The 21,082-nt window shown below is 63.4% G+C and carries 18 protein-coding genes; 7 read left to right on the top strand and 11 right to left on the bottom strand.

Annotation, left to right across the window (positions count from 1 at the left end):
• Nucleotides 1-71: 71 nt before the first annotated feature.
• From LDN82_RS03355 to LDN82_RS03325, 7 genes are all read right to left on the bottom strand, one after another.
• Nucleotides 72-1,832, bottom strand: coding sequence for a hydantoinase B/oxoprolinase family protein (locus LDN82_RS03355; RefSeq protein WP_224166368.1), 1,761 nt, complete (start codon nucleotides 1,830-1,832; stop codon nucleotides 72-74).
• A gap of 2 nt (nucleotides 1,833-1,834) precedes the next feature.
• Nucleotides 1,835-3,925, bottom strand: coding sequence for a hydantoinase/oxoprolinase family protein (locus tag LDN82_RS03350; RefSeq protein WP_224166367.1), 2,091 nt, complete (start codon nucleotides 3,923-3,925; stop codon nucleotides 1,835-1,837).
• 34 nt (nucleotides 3,926-3,959) lie between these two features.
• Nucleotides 3,960-4,859 carry a fumarylacetoacetate hydrolase family protein gene (locus LDN82_RS03345; RefSeq protein ID WP_224166366.1) on the bottom strand — a complete coding sequence of 300 codons (900 nt, stop codon included), beginning with the start codon at nucleotides 4,857-4,859 and terminating at the stop codon, nucleotides 3,960-3,962.
• 2 nt (nucleotides 4,860-4,861) lie between these two features.
• The gene (locus LDN82_RS03340; protein WP_224166365.1) at nucleotides 4,862-6,157 is read right to left on the bottom strand and encodes an aminotransferase class III-fold pyridoxal phosphate-dependent enzyme; all 1,296 of its coding nucleotides are present in this window, start codon (nucleotides 6,155-6,157) and stop codon (nucleotides 4,862-4,864) included.
• 53 nt (nucleotides 6,158-6,210) lie between these two features.
• Nucleotides 6,211-7,158 carry a C-terminal binding protein gene (locus LDN82_RS03335; RefSeq protein WP_224166364.1) on the bottom strand — a complete coding sequence of 316 codons (948 nt, stop codon included), beginning with the start codon at nucleotides 7,156-7,158 and terminating at the stop codon, nucleotides 6,211-6,213.
• 265 nt (nucleotides 7,159-7,423) lie between these two features.
• Nucleotides 7,424-9,220, bottom strand: a complete 1,797-nt coding sequence (locus tag LDN82_RS03330; protein ID WP_224166363.1) for a helix-turn-helix domain-containing protein — start codon at nucleotides 9,218-9,220, stop codon at nucleotides 7,424-7,426.
• Nucleotides 9,221-9,250: 30 nt separating this feature from the next.
• Nucleotides 9,251-9,475 (bottom strand): hypothetical protein, encoded by a 225-nt coding sequence (locus tag LDN82_RS03325; RefSeq protein WP_224166362.1) that lies wholly within the window; start codon nucleotides 9,473-9,475, stop codon nucleotides 9,251-9,253.
• A 131-nt stretch (nucleotides 9,476-9,606) separates the two neighbouring features.
• On the opposite strand from LDN82_RS03325, the gene LDN82_RS03320 reads away from it, so the two are divergent.
• Together LDN82_RS03320 and LDN82_RS03315 are read left to right on the top strand one after the other, a co-directional pair.
• The gene (locus tag LDN82_RS03320; protein ID WP_224166361.1) at nucleotides 9,607-10,269 is read left to right on the top strand and encodes a TetR/AcrR family transcriptional regulator; all 663 of its coding nucleotides are present in this window, start codon (nucleotides 9,607-9,609) and stop codon (nucleotides 10,267-10,269) included.
• A gap of 317 nt (nucleotides 10,270-10,586) precedes the next feature.
• Entirely contained in the window at nucleotides 10,587-11,618 is a 1,032-nt protein-coding gene (locus LDN82_RS03315) for an LLM class flavin-dependent oxidoreductase (protein ID WP_224166360.1), read from the top strand.
• An 89-nt stretch (nucleotides 11,619-11,707) separates the two neighbouring features.
• Here LDN82_RS03315 and LDN82_RS03310 read toward each other — a convergent pair whose 3' ends face one another.
• The 3 genes from LDN82_RS03310 to LDN82_RS03300 all read right to left on the bottom strand — a co-directional run bounded on the left by LDN82_RS03310 (nucleotide 11,708) and on the right by LDN82_RS03300 (nucleotide 14,482).
• On the bottom strand, nucleotides 11,708-12,133 hold the full coding sequence (locus tag LDN82_RS03310) for a ChaB family protein (RefSeq protein WP_224167451.1): 426 nt from the start codon (nucleotides 12,131-12,133) through the stop codon (nucleotides 11,708-11,710).
• A gap of 91 nt (nucleotides 12,134-12,224) precedes the next feature.
• Nucleotides 12,225-12,893, bottom strand: coding sequence for a response regulator (locus LDN82_RS03305; RefSeq protein ID WP_224166359.1), 669 nt, complete (start codon nucleotides 12,891-12,893; stop codon nucleotides 12,225-12,227).
• Nucleotides 12,890-14,482, bottom strand: coding sequence for a sensor histidine kinase (locus tag LDN82_RS03300; RefSeq protein WP_224167450.1), 1,593 nt, complete (start codon nucleotides 14,480-14,482; stop codon nucleotides 12,890-12,892). The genes LDN82_RS03305 and LDN82_RS03300 overlap by 4 nt, the downstream gene beginning before the upstream one ends.
• Before the next feature lie 283 nt (nucleotides 14,483-14,765).
• On the opposite strand from LDN82_RS03300, the gene LDN82_RS03295 reads away from it, so the two are divergent.
• From LDN82_RS03295 to LDN82_RS03275, 5 genes are all read left to right on the top strand, one after another.
• Nucleotides 14,766-15,776, top strand: a complete 1,011-nt coding sequence (locus LDN82_RS03295; RefSeq protein WP_224094198.1) for a tripartite tricarboxylate transporter substrate-binding protein — start codon at nucleotides 14,766-14,768, stop codon at nucleotides 15,774-15,776.
• On the top strand, nucleotides 15,773-16,276 hold the full coding sequence (locus LDN82_RS03290) for a tripartite tricarboxylate transporter TctB family protein (RefSeq protein WP_224166358.1): 504 nt from the start codon (nucleotides 15,773-15,775) through the stop codon (nucleotides 16,274-16,276). Before LDN82_RS03295 ends, LDN82_RS03290 begins: the two co-directional genes overlap by 4 nt.
• The gene (locus tag LDN82_RS03285) at nucleotides 16,276-17,886 is read left to right on the top strand and encodes a tripartite tricarboxylate transporter permease (protein ID WP_224166357.1); all 1,611 of its coding nucleotides are present in this window, start codon (nucleotides 16,276-16,278) and stop codon (nucleotides 17,884-17,886) included. Before LDN82_RS03290 ends, LDN82_RS03285 begins: the two co-directional genes overlap by 1 nt.
• On the top strand, nucleotides 17,883-18,275 hold the full coding sequence (locus LDN82_RS03280) for a universal stress protein (RefSeq protein ID WP_224094195.1): 393 nt from the start codon (nucleotides 17,883-17,885) through the stop codon (nucleotides 18,273-18,275). The genes LDN82_RS03285 and LDN82_RS03280 overlap by 4 nt, the downstream gene beginning before the upstream one ends.
• Before the next feature lie 86 nt (nucleotides 18,276-18,361).
• The gene (locus tag LDN82_RS03275; protein ID WP_224166356.1) at nucleotides 18,362-18,892 is read left to right on the top strand and encodes a GNAT family N-acetyltransferase; all 531 of its coding nucleotides are present in this window, start codon (nucleotides 18,362-18,364) and stop codon (nucleotides 18,890-18,892) included.
• Nucleotides 18,893-18,941: 49 nt separating this feature from the next.
• Here the strand turns inward: LDN82_RS03275 and LDN82_RS03270 are convergent, their stop codons facing one another.
• Nucleotides 18,942-21,077: a glycogen debranching N-terminal domain-containing protein gene (locus LDN82_RS03270; protein ID WP_224166355.1), complete on the bottom strand. Its 2,136-nt coding sequence runs from the start codon at nucleotides 21,075-21,077 to the stop codon at nucleotides 18,942-18,944.
• Nucleotides 21,078-21,082 lie beyond the last annotated feature (5 nt).

Genomic DNA, 21,082 nt, shown 5'->3' with positions numbered 1-21,082 from the left:
CCCGGGGCGAGGAATATACCTCGCCCCGGGATGAGTTGCGATAGGCCGGTGCTAGTTGCGATAGCTCGGTGCTAGCCGGCCAGGCGTTCCTGGCGGGTCTGGGCCGTTGCTGCTTCGTCGACGGCGCCGTCTGTGATGACCACGCCGTAGTGTGCGGCCGCGGCTTCGAGGGTCACGCGTGACTCGCGATAGTCGTCGAGCACTGCCAGGACATCGCGTTCCAGCGGGTCTCCGTAGCCACCACCGCCGGGGGTGATGGAGACGACCTTCTCTCCCGACTGCAGGTCGTAGCGGCCGACCACCGGGATCTCGCGGCGTTCGCCGGTCTTGAGGTCTTCCACCCATGTGGACGGCTCGGCGCCGTCGTGACCGCCACGGACACCCTTGGGCGGGTTGATTTTGCCTTCGATGCCGTAGGTGAGGGTGACGCTCTCGCCACGGGGTTCCATGGTGACGCGCGTGGCGAGCCCACCGCGTTGGCGGCCGGCTCCGCCGGAGTCGGCAACGAGGGTGCGTTCGTGGACCAGGATCGGGTACCGCTGCTCGTCCACTTCCACGCTGTCGTGGTACAGGAGGGCCCCGCACACGGGTCGCTGGTAGGTGGGCCAACCATCAACGTACGGGGTGGCCGGACCACCGACGCCGCCTACCAGGATCTGGTTGACGTAGGGGTTGCCGTTGCGTTCGTCCGTCCCGGAGATGACCGACTTGGCAGGCGCCTGGCCGGCTGCGCCCTCGGCGGTGCCGTAACCGTCGTCGATCTGGGAGAAAGCGGCCTGGACGATGTTGACCACTCGGTCCGCGAGGTTGGTGGTGCCCGACGAGCAGGAGTAGGGGTGCTTGGGAACACCCACGGCGCAGCCGTCACGCAGCAGCACCTCCACGCGGCGGAAGGTTCCGGCGTTGCTCGGCAGGTTCTCCGGGATGCCGGAAAGGATCCCGGCCAGCGCGGCGCCGGTGGCCGTTGCCTTGGTGAGGTTCAGTCCGTTAGGCAGGTTGTCCGGGTTGTCGCGGAGGTCGATCACAACCTTGCCCTGCTTTGGCTTCACCTCGAGGGTTGCCTGCAAATGCACGCCGTCCGGGCCTGTGCCGGGGAAGGGATCGTGGGTGGAGGTGCCGTGGAGGACGTATTCGGGCAGCTTCTCGATCGCGCCGGCCGTCAGGCGCTCGGAGTAGTCGAACCAGGCGTCCACGAAGTCCACCAGGTCATCCACGCCGAACTTTGCAGCGAGTTCGTGGATGCGGCGCTCGGCGATGCGCGAGGCTCCAACGGATGCCAGGTAGTCGCCGTACCACTGGTCGGGAACACGGATGCGGGACCGGCACATGCGGATGATGTCGTCGATGTCCGTGTAGTCGCGCTGGATCCGCACGCAAGGGAAGATCAGTGCGCCTTCCTCGTAGACGTCCCGCGCGGTGGCGAAGAACGTGGTGGGAAGCGAGTTGCCGCAGTCGGCCTGGTGGGCCTTGGTCACGGCGGTGAAGAGGTGGCGGCCCTGGATGAAGATGGGTACCAGGATCACGTGGTCTGCAGCGTGCGAATTACCCATGTAGGGGTCGTTGTGCAGGAACGCATCGCCTTCCTTGATGTCTTTGTGCAGCTCAACCATGTCCTCGCCCAGCGGGCCGGCACCGAAGACGTGCACGGGCACACCTTCGGCGGCAGCGAGCAACTGGTTGTCCGCGGTCAGCACAGCACAGGAGAAGTCGCGGGCCGTGTTGATGACGGATGAGCGGGCGGAGCGGAGCAGGCCGCTGGTCATCTCGCGGACAATGCCGTCGAATGCGTTGGCAAGGACCGAGAGCTTTACGGGATCGAATTCGCGGGTCACGGTTACGCCTCCTTACGGGTGAGGTAGATGTTGGATCGTTCATCGAGCGTGGCGTCCCACTCCGGCGGCACGACGATGGTGGTGGTGGGCTGATCGATGACGGCCGGTCCTACGATCTTGTCGCGTGGGGCGAGCGTCACGCCGCGGTAGCGCTGGGTGCTGAAGGGTTTGCCGCCAAAAACAATGCTGTCCGTGCGGTGGATTTCCGCGGTGCGGCTGAGTTCGCTTTCGGACTTGGCGTGCTCCGACCGGGGGATTTCCACGCGGACACCCCAGGTGATGATCTCCACGCGGCTGTCCGGATCGTGGGTGCCGTTGCGGCGGTCGTGCTCCTCGTGGAAGGCGCGCTCGATGATGCCTGCCGCATCGCCGGAGGTGTCCGGGGCGGCGTCGAGGTAGACGCGGAGGTCCCAGGCCTGCCCGGGGTAACGGGCGTCCACGAAGTAGGTGACCTTGGGTGCTTCGCCCACGCCGTCGAACCGCTTCACGAAGACTTCAGCCTTGGCCGTCAGGTCCTCCACTGCCCGGGAGGCCGAACCGGCGTCGAAACTGCGGGTGTCGTTGTGCAGCGGCGAGAGGAACTCGGTAGCGATCGGTGCGCGGTGGGCGCCGTAGGCGGCCAGGACGCCGGCGGTAGCCGGGATCAGGACGGTGTCGGCTTCCAGGAGCCTGCCGATGATCGCTGCGACCATGGCGCCTGCGCCACCTCCAGCAACAATGAGCGCACCCCGGGGGTCAACGCCCTGTTCGAGAGCAGACTGGCGGATGGCGGTAGCCATGTGGTTGGCGGAGACATCAAGGATGGCTTGGGCGGCCTGAAGGGTGTCCATCTTCAAGGGACCGGCAATGCGGGTATCGATGGCCTTAATGGCGGCCTCGCGGTTCAAGGTGAACCCACCTTCAAAGCCTTCTGTGTCGAGATAGCCAAGGGCCACACAGGCGTCGGTGACAGTGGGCTCTTCGCCGCCGCGGCCGTAGGCTGCCGGGCCGGGGGTGCTGCGCGCACTCTGTGGGCCTACGCGAAGGAGGCCACCGCCGTCGATCCAGGCGATGCTGCCGCCGCCCGCGCCGATGCTGGACACCGCCACGGAGGACAGGCCGGTGAGGTGCCCAACGAACGGCTCACCCAGCCAGGCCTCACGGGTGTGGCGGACTACGCCATTCTCGACCAGGGACACATCGAAGGTGGTGCCGCCCATGTCGCAGACAACCACTGTGTCGTGGTCCGGAGCCGCCGCCGCGCCAACCAGTGGAGCCATGGACGGGCCGGAGTTCAGCAGCAGTACCGGGCGGTCCAGTACATCGGCGACGTCGAGGACGGCACCCTCGGAGGTAACCACCAGCAGGTCGCCGGCGAAGCCGTACTTCTGGAGGTCGGAGCGGAGCTTGCCCAGGTGGTCGGCCATCAATGGCTTCAGGGAAGCATCGATCGAGGCTGCCGAGGAGCGGCGGTATTCACGGATGGTGGGGTTTGCCGCGTTGGAGAGCGTGTACGGAACGCCGGGCAGGATCTCCTGGATCAGCTCGGCAACCCGCTTCTCGTGGGCATCGTTGATGATCGACCAGAGGAAAGAAACGGCCACAGCTTCAATGCCCTGTTCCTTGAAGGAGCCGAGGATTTGCCGGACCTGCTTTTCATCCAGCTCCACCAGGATGTCGCCCTCGGAGGAGATGCGTTCAGTGATCTGGAAGGTCAGGTGGCGGGGAATGTAGGGCGGCGGGTACGCAGCTTTCGAGTCGAAGGCATCACGACGTCCACCTTCGCGGAGCAGAAGCGTATCGGCAAAGCCGTCCGTGGTCAGCAACGCCGTCTTGGCAACTTTGCCTGTCAGGACTGCGTTGGTGGCGTGGGTTGTGCCGTAGACAATAACGTCTGCGTTGCGCAGCACGTCGTCACCGCTCCAGCCAACGGACTCGGCAGCGCGGCGGACCGACGCTTCGAAGCCGGTGAACACGCGGTCGTAGGTGGTCAGCGCCTTGCCGACCGCCATGTCGCCGCTGTTGGAACCGACCACGACGTCGGTAAAGGTACCGCCGGTGTCGACGGCAATGCGGTACCGGGCCTCACCTGGTTGTGTCTGTACTTCACTCATGGGTCTTCATTACTTTCGTAGGGCTTGCAAGGGATTAGAGCTGGGGTTTGCCAACGGTGTTGCGGAGGAGTCCAACCTTGTCGATCTCGATTTCCACCGTGTCTCCCGGTTCCAGCCAGACAGGCGGGTTCCGCTTGGCACCGATGCCCTGCGGGGTTCCCGTGGCAATGACGTCGCCTGGTTCCAGGGTGAGGAAACTTGAAAGATAGGAGACGATGCGGGCGATCGGGAAGATCTGGTAACTCGTGTTGGAGCGCTGCACTTCGATGCCGTTCACGCGGGTGGCGAGGTCCAGGTTCTGGGGATCGCCCACTTCGTCCAAGGTGACCAGTGCAGGGCCCCACGGGGTTGACCCGTCAACGGCCTTGCCTGCCAGCCACTGGGTGCCGCGGTACTGCAGGTCCCGGGCGGTGACATCGTTCAGCGGTGCAAGCCCGGCAACGTAGTTCAATGCTTCTTCTTCGGGGACTTCGCTGGCCTTGCGCCCGATCACCACAGCGAGTTCACCTTCAAAGTCGAGGTTCTCGCTGACCTTCGCACCGCCGATCTCGTCCTCGGGCCCAACCATGGTGGAGGCGAACTTGGCGAAGACGTCCGGGTACTCCGGGAACGCGCGGCCGGTCTCGGCAACGTGGTCTTTGTAGTTCAGGCCGATGCAGAGCACCTTGGAGGGATTGGGCACAGGTGTTGTCAGCCGGATATCGGCCCGGGCACCCACGTGGGCTTCCGGGTCCTGGCCGGCCAATGCGCTGACCTCGGCCGAGACGGCCTGAAGCCGGTCGCCGTAGAGTTCCAGGAATTCCCGGACCGTGGTGGTGGCTCCGTGCACTGCCTGGCTGGAACCCTGCAGCAGCAGTTCCAGGTCATAGACTGTGTCATCGATCAGGACGCCGCCGCGGATACCCGATTCATGTTCGTAGGAAACGATCTTCATGGTTAGTTTGCGCCTTCCGTGATGGGAGCGTCCAAGGCGACCGCCAGTACGGCGTCGGCCAGGCGATCAGCGATGTCGTCGACCACCTTTTCGTCCATAGGCGTGGACAGGGACAGCAGGTTGGCCGGAGAACCCAGCAGTCCGCGCTCGTAGGAGGCCCACCACAGCTTGTGCTGGGTGTGCTCGTCCACCTTCTCCAGTCCGGCCGGAATCGCGCGGAGGAGCGAGCCGCTGCCACGGATCTCCCAGCCGGCGTCGGCGATCCTGGCGTTGACCGTTTCGCGGGCGGTGTCGCCCAACTGGTTCAGGCGCTTGACCTCATCTTCGGTGTAGAGGCGAAGGGCCACGGATCCGGCGGCCATGCTGACCGGGTTGCCGGAGAACGTGCCGCCGTGGGGCAGGCTGCCCGGGCGGGTGGGGTCCACTTCGGCCATGAGCTCGGCCTTTCCGCAGACCGCTCCGACGGGGAATCCGCCGCCGATGAGCTTGCCCGTGGTCAGCAGGTCCGGGGAAACACCGTATTCACCGCTGAAGCCGTTGTAGCCGAGGCGGAGGCTGATGACCTCGTCGATGATCAGCACAATGCCGTAGCGGGTGGCGAGTTCCCTGGCGGTCCGGACGAATTCCTCGTTGATCGTGAGGAGGCCGGCGCGGTTGGGCAGCAGGTCCAGGATGATGGCGGCGTAGGCGTCCGGAGCGGATTCAACCGCTTGGCGCAGGAATTCGACGTCGTTCAGCGGCACCGCTGTGACGTCGTCGATCACGCCGCGGGTCACGCCGCGCTGGTAGGAGGGTCCGCCCGGAACCAGGGCTACCTCTGACGTTCCGTGGTAACCGCCCTTGGTGACGATGACGCGCTCACGGCCGGTGCTGGCGCGGGCGATGCGGATCGCGGACATGACGGCTTCGGTGCCCGAGTTCGCGAAACGGACCTGGTCCAGCTCGGGAAGGCGGCCGAGCAGGAGTTCGGCGAGTTCCCATTCGTAGAGGTTTGGGATGCCCCAGCTGGCACCGGTGGTGAGGGCCTTGGTGGCGGCTTCGGTGATTTCCGGGTGGGCGTTGCCGTGGATCAAGGAGGTGAAGTTGTTGTTCGCGTCGATCAGTTCACGGCCGCGGTCGTCCCACACCCGGTAGCCCTCGCCCTTGATGGCGTAGGGGCTCGGTGCGCCGGTGTAATAGGTTGACCGGCCATAGCCGCCCGGCAGCAGCGGGAAGCCGCGCGGCCCACGGCGCAGGTGCGGATCCTCTGCGGGGTTCTGCAATGCAGCGAGGTCTTCCAAATGGTTGGTGGTAGCCAAGTCGGGTTTCTCCAGTCTGTTGATTCACAAGTCTTTTCAGGTGACGAGTCTTCTCAGTTCACGAGGTCGATGAGCGGCTGGCCGGTCAGCGCGAGGCGTACCCGCTCTACGGCACCGTCCTGCAGCGCACCCGTTGACCGGTTGGAACGCCATGCGATGTGCGGCGTGAGGATGGCGTTGGGTGCCGTGCGCAGGGGGTGATCAGCCCCGAGCGGCTCCTGGGCGAAGGTGTCGATTCCGGCGCCTGCAATGTGACCCGAGGTCAGCGCCGAGGCGAGCGCGGCTTCATCGATGAGGCCGCCGCGGGACACGTTGACGATCACTGTGCCTTTGCGCATTTTCGCGAGCGCGTCGGTGGAGATGAGGTTCGCCGTTTCATCGTTCAGCGGCAGATGGAGGGAAACGACATCGGAATTCTCCAGGATGTCTTGCAGCCCGGTCATCTCCACGAAACTCTCCGTGACAAAGGGGTCATAGGCACGGACGCGGGCTCCTACAGCCGAGTACATGCGGGCCACATGCTGCCCGATGCGGCCCATGCCCAGGACGCCGACCTCAAGCTCGGACAGGACAGGGGTGTCGTAGCCGATGGTTCCGGCCCAGCCAAGGTTGTCAATGGCGTCGTTTCCGGCAGGCAGCCGGCGCGCCAGCGCCAGGCCCATCGCGAAGGCATGGGAGGCGACTTCCTCCGACGCGGTGCCGGGAACGATAGAGACCGGGATGCCCGCTTCAGTTGCCGCGGCGACGTCGATGTTGTCGTAGCCGATTCCGTACCTGATCACTGCCCGGCACTTGCCCATCAGCGGGAAGTCGGCGGCAGTGAGCTTGGCGTAGGGCGTGATCATCACAATGTCGGCTTCGGGAAGCCCTGCACGGAAGGCGTCGGTGTCTGCCGCGGGGTTGAGTGTGTAACCGAACTCCTCCGCGAGCGCGTGCTCACGGGCCAGGTCCGGGAAATGGTGGGGGGCCACAAGAATGGTTCCCTGGGCATCGCGGGTCATAGTCAGTCGTCCTGTTCGTGTTCGTACCCTCGGTCGCTGCCGGACACTCCTTGGGACGGGTGCCGGTGTCGGGTGATTTCCAGTACAACGCGATATCGGGGCGGCCGTCCGTGCCATATCGAGACACCACAGTGGGACACCGTGTTCCACCGACTGGGGAGAGCCGGGCAGCACAAGGGGCCACTCGTCGTCGGGCCTTTCGCCACCTGGGCAGCGCGGAGCAGCCGGCCCCCTTTGGAGGTCGGCTGCTGCTCCCTGCGTGGCGTCAGAGGTCGAAGCCGCGGCTGCGGAAATAATCCATGCGCCGGTAGAGTGTGGAGCGCCCGATCTGCAAGGTCTCCGCTGCCAGGCTGCGGTTACCTTTTGCTTCCTGCAGCGCAGTGCGCAGCTCGCTCAATTCTGCATCCTCAAGGCGGGAGAGCCTGCCCTTTGTCAGGGCGCGGTGGAACCCTTGTGGCAGGTCGTCCACTGTTACCTCGGCGCCTTCCGCACGTTCGACGGCGTTGGAGACGACGGCGCGGAGCTGGTCGATGTTGCGTGGCCAGTCGGCGTGGGTGAGGGTGGTGACGAGCCTCCGGGACAGGCGCCGCTCCCCCAGCTCTTGCGCTATGGCGTTGGCCAGTTGCGGGATGTCTTCCCGCCGGTTGCGCAGGGGTGCCACTGAGATCTCGAGAACATCGAATGCCTCGGACAACAGCAACGTCGCATCCGTGGGACGCGTAACGGTGAAGATGATCCTGGTTGCGGAGTTGCCGCGAAGGTTGCGGGCAATCTCACTGGCTTCGTTCTGGGAGAGCTCATCGGCATGCTCCACGATCAGCGTCGCGGGAAGCTCGGTGGCCACCCTGTGCAGGACATCGTTAAAGGTGGCGTTCCTGAGGTCTCCGTTGCGGGCGTCGACAACCATCTGTCCACCACGCAGCGATGCAATGGCACCGGCCAGACGCAGCTTCCCGCTGCCCAGCTCACCGATCATCACCACGGACCTGTCCTGGTCTACGGCTTTACGCGCCAGGTTGAGTGTGCGTTTGAACTCCGTGCTGGTGCCATCCACGTGCTTCAGCAATCGTTCAGCGGTCCCTTCCGGCGATGATGCCAGGAGGAGCGGGGCGCTGCCGGAAGCGACGGTGCGACTTTTGGCGGGAGCGTGGGGTCGAACAACAACAATGGCTCCGACGTTTGCAGCAGACAGCGTCACCGGTGAAATTTCCAACGTAGAATGTCCCGGGCCCTCGAGCATGACTTCACAATTCATCTCCCGGCCGGAGGACATCACGGCTTTGGCGTAGCCCGAGACGATGGAGAAATCGCCGTCCACCAACGTCGCTGTCGCCGAAGCGTTCTGGAGCGAGTTCTTGCCGTCGACGGCGATAACGGCCCGGTTGCCCCTGCGGCGCGAGATCCTGAGGTACTCGCTGAGGAGAGCCCGCTCCCTGGACGAGGTCCGCACCTCAATGTCGCGCTCGATCCGTGAGGCAACGCCTTCGAGCATGAGCAGCGTGGAGGAAGGTTCCAGGGTGCTGACCCGGTTGGCAGGAAGCGTCAGCCCGATGACCGCCCGAACGCGGTTATGGAACGGATCCCGAACCAAAGATGCGAAACACCAGTTGCCCCGCATGTCCTCACGGAAGTGTTCTTCCGGGGCCAGCCAGACCCCACGCCCTTCTTCCAATGCCAGGCCTTCGCCGTTGCTTCCGCAGCTCTCCTCCAGCAGGGAGTACCCGGCGGGGAACCCGTCATCCCGCAGGAAATTGGCCTTGACCAGCACTCCGTTCGGGGCCGTGATGTTGACGTAACCGCCAAGGTCGGCAGCCACTTCATCCAGTTTCTGCAAATGAGGGCCGGCCGCTGCGATGGTGTACTCGTCCACCCGTCCCTCGTCAAAGAATCCGCGGTCGGCGAATGCATCGACGCCGGCAGCGCGGCTGCGGTACCAGGAGCGGGCGATGATGGGGCGGATACCGCTGAGGTCAGCGTGGGGTTGCATCAGGAAGAGCTCGCGGACGCGGTTGGTTTCACGTGGGGTTTCATTCGGCCACGGTGACAGTACTTCTGCAGACATTGGGGCAGGTTCTCCCTTTGTATATGCGGGTCAGGATGCCAGTGCCGGGCCGGTGCCGCCTGGCTTGATCTTTCGTGGGTGCCGCCGCGGCAGAATTGGACGGAATGCCTGCAGTGCGCTCCAGTTCTCGTTCAGTGACGCGTTGTCCTCCAGCGCCCGTGCGCCGATGTACGCGGCAACCATTCCGGAAAGCCCGCTTCCGAGGATGACGTTGCTATTGCGAGTGGCCCCCAGGCTCGTGTTTTCGGTGACCATTGCTTGCTCTCCGCTCAAACGAATTGGGATGGTGGGTGCATGTGCTCCGCGCCACTTCCAGACTACCTAACTAACAGACGTTAGGGAAGTGCTGAAGGCAATTTACCTAACGAGTGTTAGGATGGCGAATTATGAGCGTGAAGTCCTACGAAGCCGCCTCCCGCGCCTTCGAATCGCAACTGAAGGAATGGAACTGGACGGGACAGAAGGCGGGCCGCCAGAACATCCTTGAGGCCTTCCTGCAGCTCGCCATCGCCAACGGTTTCAACTCCGTCTCGATGCGGACCATCGCCAACGCCGTCAACATCAAGCCGCCCAGCCTCTACTCGCACTTCCCTGACGGCAGGGACGAAATCGTTGCCGAATCGCTCCGCTGGCATTTCCACCGTTTCGGCGTAGCCTTGCTCGAAGCCATAGAGCCGGCCCGCAACGCGGACGAATTTTGGGACGCTATGGTCAAACTCCACTTCACGCGGCAGGTGCGATTGCCGGAAAGTAACCTGTGGGACCTCCTGGTTGCGACAGACAGGATGGCCGGAGTTCTCCCCAAGGAGCTGCGCGCCCAAGTCGATAACTGGGTCACGCTCCATGAACAGATGTATGTGGCCGCGGCACGCGATATAGGCTGCCCCGACGCCGAGGAGCATGTCAGGGTGGTCATGACCCTGCTTGAGGGCGCCACCCGCTGGGCCCCCCGCGACTGCACCGACGCCGAGCTTGAAGAGTTGGCGGACCGTGCCGTCACCTTGTCCCGGGCGATTCTGGCTGTGGACTTCGAGTCCCCAACCGCTTAGCCTCTGGTTGCGGCGATTTAGTTCATATGAGCCGCCAGGGGATACCATGCCCACACCCGGCCCCGCACATTCAATCGCCTGCTACCGCATTTCAAACCCGGCGCCGAGCCGAGCTCCAACCCCTACTCGAACTCGTCCAGAAGCCCGGAACGGCCGATGACTTCCGGCGGGGCTCCGCCTGTGGGTCTAAAGGTCTTCGCAGGCCTGCCGCGCACGCACCCTCAGCGAGCCCATCACAAAAGGTAACGTCCCGCCGTCGTCTCCGGTACCGGGATCTATTCTGGGCAGTAACTGCCGATCGATCGCGAAGGAAGTCCATGCCAAGCCCCGAACTCCCCCTCCGCAAGCTTGGATTTCTCACTATCGGCCTTTTCGACCCCGCCGATCCGGCTGCAGGGCACCGTTCAACGTTGGAGATCATCGAGCTCGGTGAGCAGTTGGGGTTCGACAGTGCGTGGCTGAGGCACCGTCATTTGCAGTTCGGGATCTCCTCCCCTGTCGCGGTGATGGCCGCCGCCAGCCAGCGTACGTCCAGGATCGAGCTCGGTACCGCGGTCACCCCGCTGGGTTGGGAAAATCCTTTGCGCCTCGCGGAGGACCTGGCCACTGTGGATCTGCTCGCCGGGGGACGGATCAATCCAGGGCTTAGCGTCGGCGAACCGATGCACTACGACACCGTGAAGCATGAGCTGTTCCCGGATTCCTCGGAAACAGAGGACTTCTCCTATGGCCGCGTGGAGCGCTTTGCCCGCCTGGTCTCCGGCGAAAAGGTTCGGGAGTTCTCGGGCAAGCAAGGTGTTGTGGAGGAATTCTCCAACCGGGTGGAGCCACACTCTCCCGGGCTGCGAAGCCGCCTTTGGTACGGCGCGGGCAGCATGAAGTCGGCCGTCTGGGCCGGGGCAAACGGCTTCAATCTTCTGTCCAGCAGCGTGATTTTCCCGGATGAGAACCAGGAACCGGACTTTGCGAAGGTCCAGCAGACTCAGATCCGTGCGTACCGGCAGGCAGCCGCAGCGTCCGGAAACACTCCCCGGGTCTCACAGGGCTTGGTGGTGATCCCCACCGATTCTGCTTCGGATGCCCAGCGTGAGAAGTACCAGAGGTACGTTGATGAACGCACTCCCCGTACGCGGGCGCCCCAAGGGCCGAAGGGCATGCTGTTCGCCCCGGATATGTTGGGGACCAGCGCTGAAATCGCCGAGCAGTTGTACGCCCATGCTGGGTTCCGGGAAGTCGACGAGGTAGCTTTCGCACTGCCGTTCAGCTTTGAACATGAGGACTACGTGCAGATCCTCACCGACATCGCAGGAAACCTGGGGCCCGCCTTGGGGTGGAAAGCCGCCGGATGACGAGGTGCCCGGATGACGAGGTGCGATGACCGTTTCCGGGCCGAATTCTGATGGAGGGCTATGGTAAGCCAGCAATTCTGCGGCGAAGACTAGCCGCCCCGCGCTTTCCGGGTCGCGGCGTCGTTGGCTTTCTGCAGAGCTTCGACCAGCTCGTCCTTGCTCATTCTCGAACGGCCCTTGACGTCCAGTTCCCGGGCACGTTGATAGAGATGTTCCTTGGAGGCGTTGGCGTCCACTCCCCCGGCGGTAGGTTTCGTTGATTCAATGCCTTCTGCCGCGCGCTGGTCAGAAGGGCCCCGTTCCTCCTTCGCCTCCCAGTGGTCGCCTACTTTCTCGTAGCTGTGCTTCACCGCCGCAAAGGCGGTGCGGGCCGCACGGCCCTCATCGTTGTCGTAGGTCTCCATGGCGGAGTCGTAGGTCTTGGCGAAAGTATCCCGGGCCTTCTGCTCCGAGCGCTGCAGAGTGGATGGAAGTTCGTCTTTGCGGGCATGATCGTTCTTGCCGGTCTTGGGCATAGTGCTCACGCTCCTCTGTCAGAAACCTGATCGTGGACGTGCATTCAGTTTATCAATTGACACCTGGGCCAGGCTGCCGGGGCCGCGCTCGTCACTTCCCCTTCAGCACATACCTTCTTTCGGGACGCCCGACGCCGTACTTGAGCCTGACTTCCAACGCACCTTCATCGTGGAGGTACTCAAGGTAACGGCGGGCACTCACCCGGGAGGTCCCCAATTGCTCGGCAACTTCGGCAGCGGAGACATCGCCGGGAGCGGAGTTCAGCGCAGCTTCCACCAACTCAAGCGTCTCTACACTGCAGCCCTTGGGCAGGGTGCGCTCAGATACGCTGAGCCCAAACACCCTGTTCACATCCGATTGCTCAGCCACGTCCTTGGAGGCGTCCAACCCTTGGTAGGCATTCAGGTAGTGCTGCAGCCGCTCCTGAAGATCAGCCTGCGAAAAAGGCTTAATAAGGTAATGGACAATGCCGCCGCGCAGTGCCTTGCGCACCGTCTCGGTTTCACGGGCCGCGCTGATCACCAGCACGTCAAGGTCCGGGGCAACGTCCCGGAGCTGATGCATCAGGTCCAGCCCGTTGATGTCCGGGAGATGGATATCCAACAGCACAAGGTCCGGTTGGAGCCGCTGCGTCTCAAGGATGGCCTGCGCGCCAGTGTGCGCTACACCCACGACGCCGAACCCAGGCGTCCGCTGGATGAAACCGGCGTGGACCTTGGCCACCATGAAATCGTCATCGACAATCAGTACTTTGATCACGGCACTGCCCCTTCGAAATCCGAATCGTGCTTGTTGAATCGTGCGGTGAATACTGCCCCGTGGTCGTTGGCTACTGTCAGGTCACCACCGGACCGACGGCAGATCACCCGCGAGAGCGCCAGGCCGAAACCGCGGGCATCGCCAGGTCCTGGCTCCTTCGTGGAAAAGCCCTGCCGGAAAATGTCCTCAGCGGCGTCGGAGGGCACACCTGGACCGTTATCCCGGACGGTGACTGAAACACCGTACGCTGAGTTGACCACCAACACACTCACCGCCGCCCCAACCAGCCCGGTAACGGCGTCGAACGCGTTATCCACCAGGTTGCCCACCACGGTGGTGAGGTCCCGGGACAGTTCCTCGTTGACGCGCGGGAGTCCGGACCGCGGGTCGATCTGCAGTTCCACGCCGCGCTCGGTGGCCAAACTGGCTTTGGCTATCAGGAGGGCTGCGAGCGCAGGGTCCTGGATGCGGCTGGTCACTTCGTCGTTGAGCCGGGTCCGGTCCACGGTGGCGCCGTTGACGAACTGCACCACGGAATCGTATTCGCCAATTTGGATCAGGCCGGAAATGACGTGGAGTTGGTTGGCGAACTCGTGGGCTTGGGCACGCAAAGTGTCCGTCACCGTTCTGGTGGCACCGAGTTCACGTTCCAAGGACGACAACTCGGTGCGGTCCCTGAGCGTTGTCACCGATCCGATGTCACGCCCGCGGGAGCGGAGGGCCACCCTGTTCATGACCACCAACCGGTCCCCCACGAGCACCAACTGGTCCGGGTCTGATTGTTCCCGGGTGAGTACCACTTTCAGCGCACGGTCCACGTGAAGTGAGGCTAGTTTCCGGCCCACACAGTCTGCGGGCAGTCCCAGGAGCTGGCGGGCGCTCTCATTTGCCACGGTAATCCGCTCGTGAGGATCAAGGGCAACCACCCCTTCCTTCAGGCCTTGCAGCATCGCTTCACGGTTTTCCACGAGACCGGTGATCTCGCGGGGCTCCATTCCCAGGGTTTGCCGTTTGACGCGGCGGGAGAGCAGGAGGGAGCCGGCCACGCCCAGGACACTCGCAACGCCCAGGTAGGTGAGGAGGTTTGGCACCACGTCTTCCAGCCGTTCAAGGGCGGACGGATAGTTCCTGCTGATGGAGGCGATGCCGATCATGGTTCCGGAGTCGTCGAGCACTGGTACGTGTGCTGAGAGAACTTTGCCTTCATTGCCGGCAAGGACTCCGGTCCATGCCCGGCCTTCCTTGACCCTGCTGTCACCGAGCAGAAGCTGCTTGCCCAGCTGGCTGGGATCCGAGGAGGTCACCACTGTGCCGTCCAACTTAGCGAGTGCCACGTGGGAGGAACCGGAGACAGTCCGAATCGATTCGGCCACGGCGGGGAGGGAGGAGCCGTTTCGGGGTTCGGCAGTGGGCAACAGGGCGCGCACTGTGGGGTTGTTGCCCAAGGCCTCCGCGGCGGACAAGGCCCGGCGCCCTTCAGTTCGTTCGAATGCAGCGGCAGATTGGGCCAGGGAGATAGCTACGACAGCCACCAGGACCGCCAGGACGATCAACAACTGCAGCACAAGGTACTGCCCGGCCAGGGACATTCCTCTTCTTCGAGTCACTGTTTGGATCCTTTGGTGATTCCACTATGCAAGGGCCGCTAACAGCTTCAAAAGTAGTCCGCCTTGGCGTATCGGAACTATACCCTAAGCACGCTGAGCACCTTCGGGGCCGGGTGCCATAAGACGGCAAAGGCGTGAACGCAATGAACTTAAAGATCACTGCGAACACAAGAGTGATCACCGTCACGCCGGGACCTAGCATCAATTCACGGGGCACAACGCTGAGCGCCCTGCACAGAATTTCCATACTGAGAAGAGGAACACCATGCGCCAGATCCGCGCATTGCGAATCGCCGCCGTTGCCGCCGGCATCGCCCTAATGGCTACCGGTTGCGGCGCCACAGGTAAGAGCTCCACTGCTTCGTCCAGCTCCGGCGCCGCAGCCGGACCCATCACCGGCCTCCAGATCATGGTTCCCAATACTCCCGGTGGCGGTTACGACACCACGGCACGGGCCGCCGCCAAGGTCCTCGACGACGAGAAGATCGCCAACAACACGGAGGTCTTCAACCTCGCAGGTGCAGGCGGCACAGTGGGCCTGGCCCGGGTGGTCAACGAAAAGGGCAACGGGGACCTCGCCATGCTCATGGGCCTGGGCGTTGTGGGTGCCAGTTACACCAACAAGTCCGAGTCGAAGCTGACCGAAACCACCCCGCTGGCACGGCTCATTGAAGAGCCCGGCGCCATCATGGTCAGCAAGGACTCCCCGTACAAGACCATCGATGACCTCGTGAAGGCCTGGAAGGCAGATCCCGGCTCGATCTCCGTGGGTGGCGGTTCCTCGCCTGGTGGTCCTGATCACCTCCTGCCCATGCAGTTGGCGGGCGCAGTTGGAATTGACGCCACGAAGGTCAACTACGTCGCATACGACGGCGGTGGAGATCTTCTTCCGGCCATCCTGGGCAACAAGCTTGGATTCGCGGCTTCCGGTGCAGGCGAGTACCTGCAGCAGATCAAGTCCGGTGAAGTTCGCGTCCTGGCCACCAGTGGCGAGAAGCGTTTGGAAGGTGTTGACGCTCCCACCCTGAAGGAGTCCAACATCGATCTGGTCTTCACCAACTGGCGTGGAATGGTGGCCCCTCCGGGCATCAGCGAGGATGACAAGAAGTCGCTGATTGCCGCCCTGGAGAAGATGCACGAATCCGCTGGCTGGAAAGAGGCCCTGAAGACCCACAGCTGGACCGACGCCTTCATCACCGGTGACGAGTTCCAGAAGTTCCTTACGGACCAGGACAAGCGGGTGGCGGACGTGCTCACCAAGCTTGGCTTGGCGTGAGCACTATAGCAACAGGCCTGAAAGGCCGCGCCGAGCTGGGGGTAGCCCTCCTGCTCGGCGCGGTAGGCGTCCTTGTCTTCCTTGACGCCAACGGCCTGGTAACCCCGTATTCGAAGTCGGACCCCGTAGGGCCCAAGGCGGTTCCCTTCATCGTTGCCGGTCTTCTGGTGGTCTGCGCAATTTTGCTGGCCATCAACGTACTGCGTGGCGGCAAAGGAGAAGTGGAAGGCGGCGAGGACATTGACCTCGCACACCCCGCCGACTGGAAGACCGTGCTCCCCCTTGCAGGAGCCTTCATCCTGAATATCCTGCTCATCGACTGGGCGGGCTGGGTCATCTCCGGCACTGTCCTGTTCTGGGGCAGCGTGCTGGCACTTGGCAGCCGGCACTATGTCCGCGACGGCATCATCTCCGTTGCGCTGGCCCTGGCCACCTTCTACGGCTTCTACCTTGGCCTTGGCATTGCACTGCCGGCCGGACTCCTGGAAGGAATCCTCTGATGGACGTCTGGTCCTCTTTGATGGACGGTTTCGCCACCGCCCTCACCCCCCTGAACCTTCTGTACGCAATGATCGGCGTGCTCCTGGGAACGGCCGTTGGCGTTCTGCCAGGGCTCGGCCCGGCCATGACTGTGGCACTGCTGCTTCCGGTTACGGCCGCCCTTGAGCCCACCAGCGCCTTCATTATGTTCGCCGGCATCTATTACGGCGGCATGTATGGCGGCTCAACAACCTCCATCCTGCTGAACACGCCCGGCGAGTCTTCGTCTGTTGTCACGGCCATCGAAGGCAACAAGATGGCGAAAGCCGGGCGGGCAGCCCAAGCGCTCGCGACTGCGGCCATTGGTTCCTTTATTGCCGGCACCATCGGTACGGCGCTGCTGGCAGGACTTGCACCGTTGGTGGTTCAGTTCGCCGTGAGCCTGGGCGCACCGAGTTACTTCGCCATCATGATCCTCGCCTTGCTGGCCGTCACCGCGGTCCTGGGTTCCTCCCGGCTCAGGGGCTTTGCCTCCTTGGGACTGGGGCTGGCCATCGGTTTGGTGGGCATTGACTCCGTTACCGGCCAGCGCCGCCTGACATTCGGCCAGCCGATGCTGGCCGACGGCCTGGATATCGTGGTGGTGGCAGTGGCCATCTTCGCCGTGGGTGAAGCATTGTGGGTCGCCGCGCACTTGCGGCGTTCACCGCTTCACATCATTCCTGTCGGACGGCCCTGGATGGGCAAGAAGGACTGGGCCCGCTCCTGGAAACCCTGGTTGCGTGGCACGGCCTTCGGCTTCCCGTTTGGTGCACTTCCCGCCGGTGGTGCCGAGATCCCCACGTTCCTCTCCTATGTCACCGAGAAACGGCTGACAAAGCATCCGGAGGAGTTTGGCAAGGGAGCCATCGAAGGCGTCGCGGGCCCGGAAGCAGCCAATAACGCTGCAGCCGCCGGAACCCTGACCCCAATGCTTGCCCTCGGATTGCCCACCAACGCCACAGCTGCCGTCATGCTCGCAGCGTTCACCTCGTACGGCATCCAGCCCGGCCCGCAGCTGTTCTCCAGCCAAGGTCCCTTGGTGTGGGCGCTCATCGCCAGCCTCTTCATCGGCAACCTGCTGCTCCTGCTCATCAACCTGCCACTGGCACCCCTGTGGGCAAAACTGCTGCAGCTTCCCAGGCCCTACCTCTACGCCGGCATTCTCTTCTTCGCAACGTTGGGCGCCTACTCGGTGAACCTGCAGGCGTTCGACCTGGTGATCCTGCTGGTGCTCGGAGCCTTGGGATTCATGATGCGGCGCTTCGGGCTACCTGTATTGCCCCTGATCCTGGGCGTCATCCTCGGTCCGCGCATCGAAGGCCAGCTGCGCAGGACTCTCCAGCTGTTCGCCGGTGACCCCGCCGGGCTGTGGAGCGAGCCGATCGCCGTCGTCGTCTACATCATCGTGGCTATCGTTATCCTCTGGCCGCTGCTCTTCAAGCTGGTCCGCCGCAACCGTCCGGTGCCAGCCAGCGTGGTCCCGGCCCACCCCGGCGAAGTGCTCCTCAAGGAGGACGCCGCCATCCAAGCTGACGAAAACAGTACCCGGATCCACCACAACAGCCACCACAACAAGGAGAAGCCATGACCATCGTGGTGGGCTACGTCCCCACACCCGAGGGCGAAGCCGCATTGACCCAAGCCATTGCCGAAGCGAAGAAAAACAACGACACCCTGTTGGTGATCAACTCTTCCAAAGGGGACGCCCTGGTGGATAACAGGTACGCCCAGGAACCGGAGATCCAGACCATCGAGGAACGCCTTGCCCTCCAAGGCATCGAGCACATCATCAAGCAGCCCGTCCGTGGCCATGATGCCGCTGCTGAGGTACTGGATGCGGCCGACGAGCACAACGCGGAGCTGATTGTGATTGGCCTCCGCCGCCGCAGCCCGGTTGGCAAGCTGATTATGGGCAGTGTCTCGCAGAGGATCCTGCTGGAGGCGGACTGTCCAGTGCTCGCCGTGAAAGCAGACTAAACGTAAACCAGAAGATTGTGCCGGCTAATGCCCTTAAGATTCGTTCTTAGGGGCATTAGCTATACACAAACTCCAAGGGGGACCAGGTGGCCGAGACCATCCGCACAGCAACAACTGACGACGCCGGAAAGCTGGCCGAGCTTGCAGCCGTCACCTTCCCGCTGGCGTGCCCGCCCGGCGCCTCAGCGGCTGACATCCAGGCCCATCTCGAGAAGACGCTAGCCGAGGCGAACTTCCTGGATTACCTCGCCGATCCGCACATCACAGTTTTGGTGCTCGACGACGACGGTCAGCTCAACGGGTACACCATGCTGATTGCCAAGCCTGCTAGCGACCCGGATGTAGCCTCTGTGCTCTCGGCGCTCCCCTCCACGGAACTCAGCAAGTGCTACGTCCACCCGGACCACCACGGCCAAGGAGCCGCATCCCGCCTCATGAAGGCCTCAGTCGCGGACGCCGCGGAAAGGGGTGCGGCAGGAGTCTGGCTTGGCGTGAACAGTGAAAACGCCAAGGCGATCCGCTTCTATGAAAAGAGCGGATTCCAGAGGGTGGGCACCAAGTCCTTCAAACTGGGCGACACCGTGGAACATGACTTCGTCATGGAGCACACGCTCTAGCCAGCACCCGTTCTAGCCAGCGGCCGGGCAATACCCAGCACCCGGGCAGTTAGCCGAACAAGTCACCAGCCAGTGGCGGCCGGGGGTCGGAGCGCAGCTGCAGGCCGGCTGGCAATCCCGTCACCGTGCCGTTTCCCGAGGACGCCTGGATCGTGATCCGCGAGCGCCCCAGCAGCACGTTTTCTGCCTTGAACTCCCCAAACGAGTCCGGGAGGATAGGCGCCAGGTGGAGTACTTTCCTGGTGAAATCGGGGTCGAACCGCAGGAGTATGCGAGCCAGCTGAATAGGGGCCGCAGCCGCCCACGCCTGGGGGGAACACGCCGTCGGGTAGGGCACCGGCTCCGGAAAGTCCGAGCGGTCAAAGCCGCAGAAAAGTTCCGGAAGCTGACCGCCGAAGTGCTCCGCGGCGTCGAACAATCCGCTCGCCACGCGGCTGGCTTCCTTCACGAAGCCATAGCGCATGAGTCCGGTGGCCACGACTGCGGTATCGTGCGGCCAGACCGAGCCGTTGTGGTAGCTGACGGGGTTGTAAGCACCCATGTCGGAACCAAGGGTGCGGATCCCCCAGCCCGTGAACATTTCAGGTGACATCAGCCGCTCGGCCACAAGTGCAGCTTTGTCCTCGTCCACAATGCCCGTCCACAAACAGTGGCCCATGTTGGACGTGCAGGAATCCACGGGTTTCTTGTCCTTATCCAGGGCAAGGGCGAAATAGCCTTTGTCCGGCAGCCAGAAGGACTCGTTGAATGCCTCTTTGAGCGCTTCCGCCCGGTCCGCGCAACGGCGTTCGACGGCGGTATCGCCCGCGGCGCGCGCCAACAGCGAACGCCCAACGTAGGCTCCGTAGGCGTAAGCCTGGACCTCACATAGAGCGATGGGTGTTTCAGCGATCGTGCCGTCGGCGAAGTTGATGCCGTCCCAGGAGTCCTTCCACCCTTGATTGATCAGGCCGTGGGTGTTGGGGCGTTGGTATTCGATGAACCCGTCGCCATCCCGGTCGCCGTATTTCTCCATCCAGGAGATAGCACGGTCTGCGTGGGGAAGGAGGGAATCGATGATGTCCGTCCCCAGACCCCACCGGCTGAGTTCGCCAAGCAGCATGACGAAGAGTGGCGTTGCATCGATCGTTCCGTAGTAGGCGGTTCCCCCCAAGGAGAGTCCGGCCGTGACTCCCAGCCTCACCTCGTGGGGCATGCGGCCGGGCTCTTCCTCGGAGTCCACATCCACTTTGCTGCCTTGAAGCCCGGCCAGTGTTTGCAGCGAACCGGCCGCGAGTCCTGGGTCCACCATGAGTGACATGTAGGACGCCATGATCGAGTCGCGTCCAAAGAGCGCCATGAACCAAGGCGCCCCTGCTGCGACGGCGGCACGCCCAGGGTGCTCGTGGTCGAAGATCCGCAACGAACCAAGATCGCTCTGGCTTCGTTCAAGGACTTCCTCCACATTCCTGTCTGTGACGGCGATCCGGGGAACGTGCTCCGCCCAGGCCATATGCCGGCGGACGCCAATCGTGTGGTGCAGGGCCGTGGTTTCCGTAAACGGCTCGTCCGGCCCCTTTCCATTGATCAGGGGAATGGCAATGACGCTGGTGCTCCATTGGCTGCGGGCCGGGATGGTGACGTGGAATGTCAGTCCTTCCGGGTTCGCTTTGGCTCCCGAAGCCCGGAACGCCACGCCGCGACGTTCCCCGTTCGCGTGCACGGCCTCGATGTGCAGTTCCTTTTTGCGGGCCGTTTTCTCGGTGGCTCCTGCCCTGCTTGCCCGGCCACCTTTGACATCGAAAAGGTCGGCGAGGTCGGCGTCGATGAGCAACTCGATTTCGCACGGCGCCGGCTGGCCCGAGTAGTTCCTGATAGTGAGGTCGTCGCGCAGGCCAGCGCCCACATGCCGGTGGTGCTGGACCACCAAGGGACTGTCGAAACGACCATCGCTGGAGCACGCCCGGCCAACGTATTCGGCTTGGAAGGCGGTGCGGTTGGTGGTGACCAGGGGCTCCCGGAGGGCTCCGTTGATCCTCAGGATCCAGCGGGAGACGATCCGGGTGTCCTGGTAGTAGGTGCCCTGGGAGCCGCCGCCGTGGATGTCACCGGAATGCGAGGAGATGCAAAAGGATGAACCTTCGACGACGGTCACGGCACCCAGCTCGGAAGCGCCTGCCTCCGTATCAGCGTTCCAAGCAGTCATGGCCC

Origin of the sequence: Arthrobacter sp. StoSoilA2, assembly GCF_019977195.1 — a bacterium.
GTDB lineage: Bacteria > Actinomycetota > Actinomycetes > Actinomycetales > Micrococcaceae > Arthrobacter.
The sequence above is the reverse complement of the archived record's forward strand: the minus strand, read 5'-3'. Positions and strand labels throughout refer to the sequence as shown.

Coding starts and splice junctions, on each gene's coding strand:
- LDN82_RS03350 (WP_224166367.1), bottom strand. CDS start 3,925: ATGAGTGAAGTACAGACACAACCAGGTGAGGCCCGGTACCGCATTGCC.
- LDN82_RS03345 (WP_224166366.1), bottom strand. CDS start 4,859: ATGAAGATCGTTTCCTACGAACATGAATCGGGTATCCGCGGCGGCGTC.
- LDN82_RS03335 (WP_224166364.1), bottom strand. CDS start 7,158: ATGACCCGCGATGCCCAGGGAACCATTCTTGTGGCCCCCCACCATTTC.
- LDN82_RS03330 (WP_224166363.1), bottom strand. CDS start 9,220: ATGTCTGCAGAAGTACTGTCACCGTGGCCGAATGAAACCCCACGTGAA.
- LDN82_RS03325 (WP_224166362.1), bottom strand. CDS start 9,475: ATGGTCACCGAAAACACGAGCCTGGGGGCCACTCGCAATAGCAACGTC.
- LDN82_RS03320 (WP_224166361.1), top strand. CDS start 9,607: ATGAGCGTGAAGTCCTACGAAGCCGCCTCCCGCGCCTTCGAATCGCAA.
- LDN82_RS03315 (WP_224166360.1), top strand. CDS start 10,587: ATGCCAAGCCCCGAACTCCCCCTCCGCAAGCTTGGATTTCTCACTATC.
- LDN82_RS03310 (WP_224167451.1), bottom strand. CDS start 12,133: ATGCCCAAGACCGGCAAGAACGATCATGCCCGCAAAGACGAACTTCCA.
- LDN82_RS03300 (WP_224167450.1), bottom strand. CDS start 14,482: ATGTCCCTGGCCGGGCAGTACCTTGTGCTGCAGTTGTTGATCGTCCTG.
- LDN82_RS03295 (WP_224094198.1), top strand. CDS start 14,766: ATGCGCCAGATCCGCGCATTGCGAATCGCCGCCGTTGCCGCCGGCATC.
- LDN82_RS03285 (WP_224166357.1), top strand. CDS start 16,276: ATGGACGTCTGGTCCTCTTTGATGGACGGTTTCGCCACCGCCCTCACC.
- LDN82_RS03280 (WP_224094195.1), top strand. CDS start 17,883: ATGACCATCGTGGTGGGCTACGTCCCCACACCCGAGGGCGAAGCCGCA.
- LDN82_RS03270 (WP_224166355.1), bottom strand. CDS start 21,077: ATGACTGCTTGGAACGCTGATACGGAGGCAGGCGCTTCCGAGCTGGGT.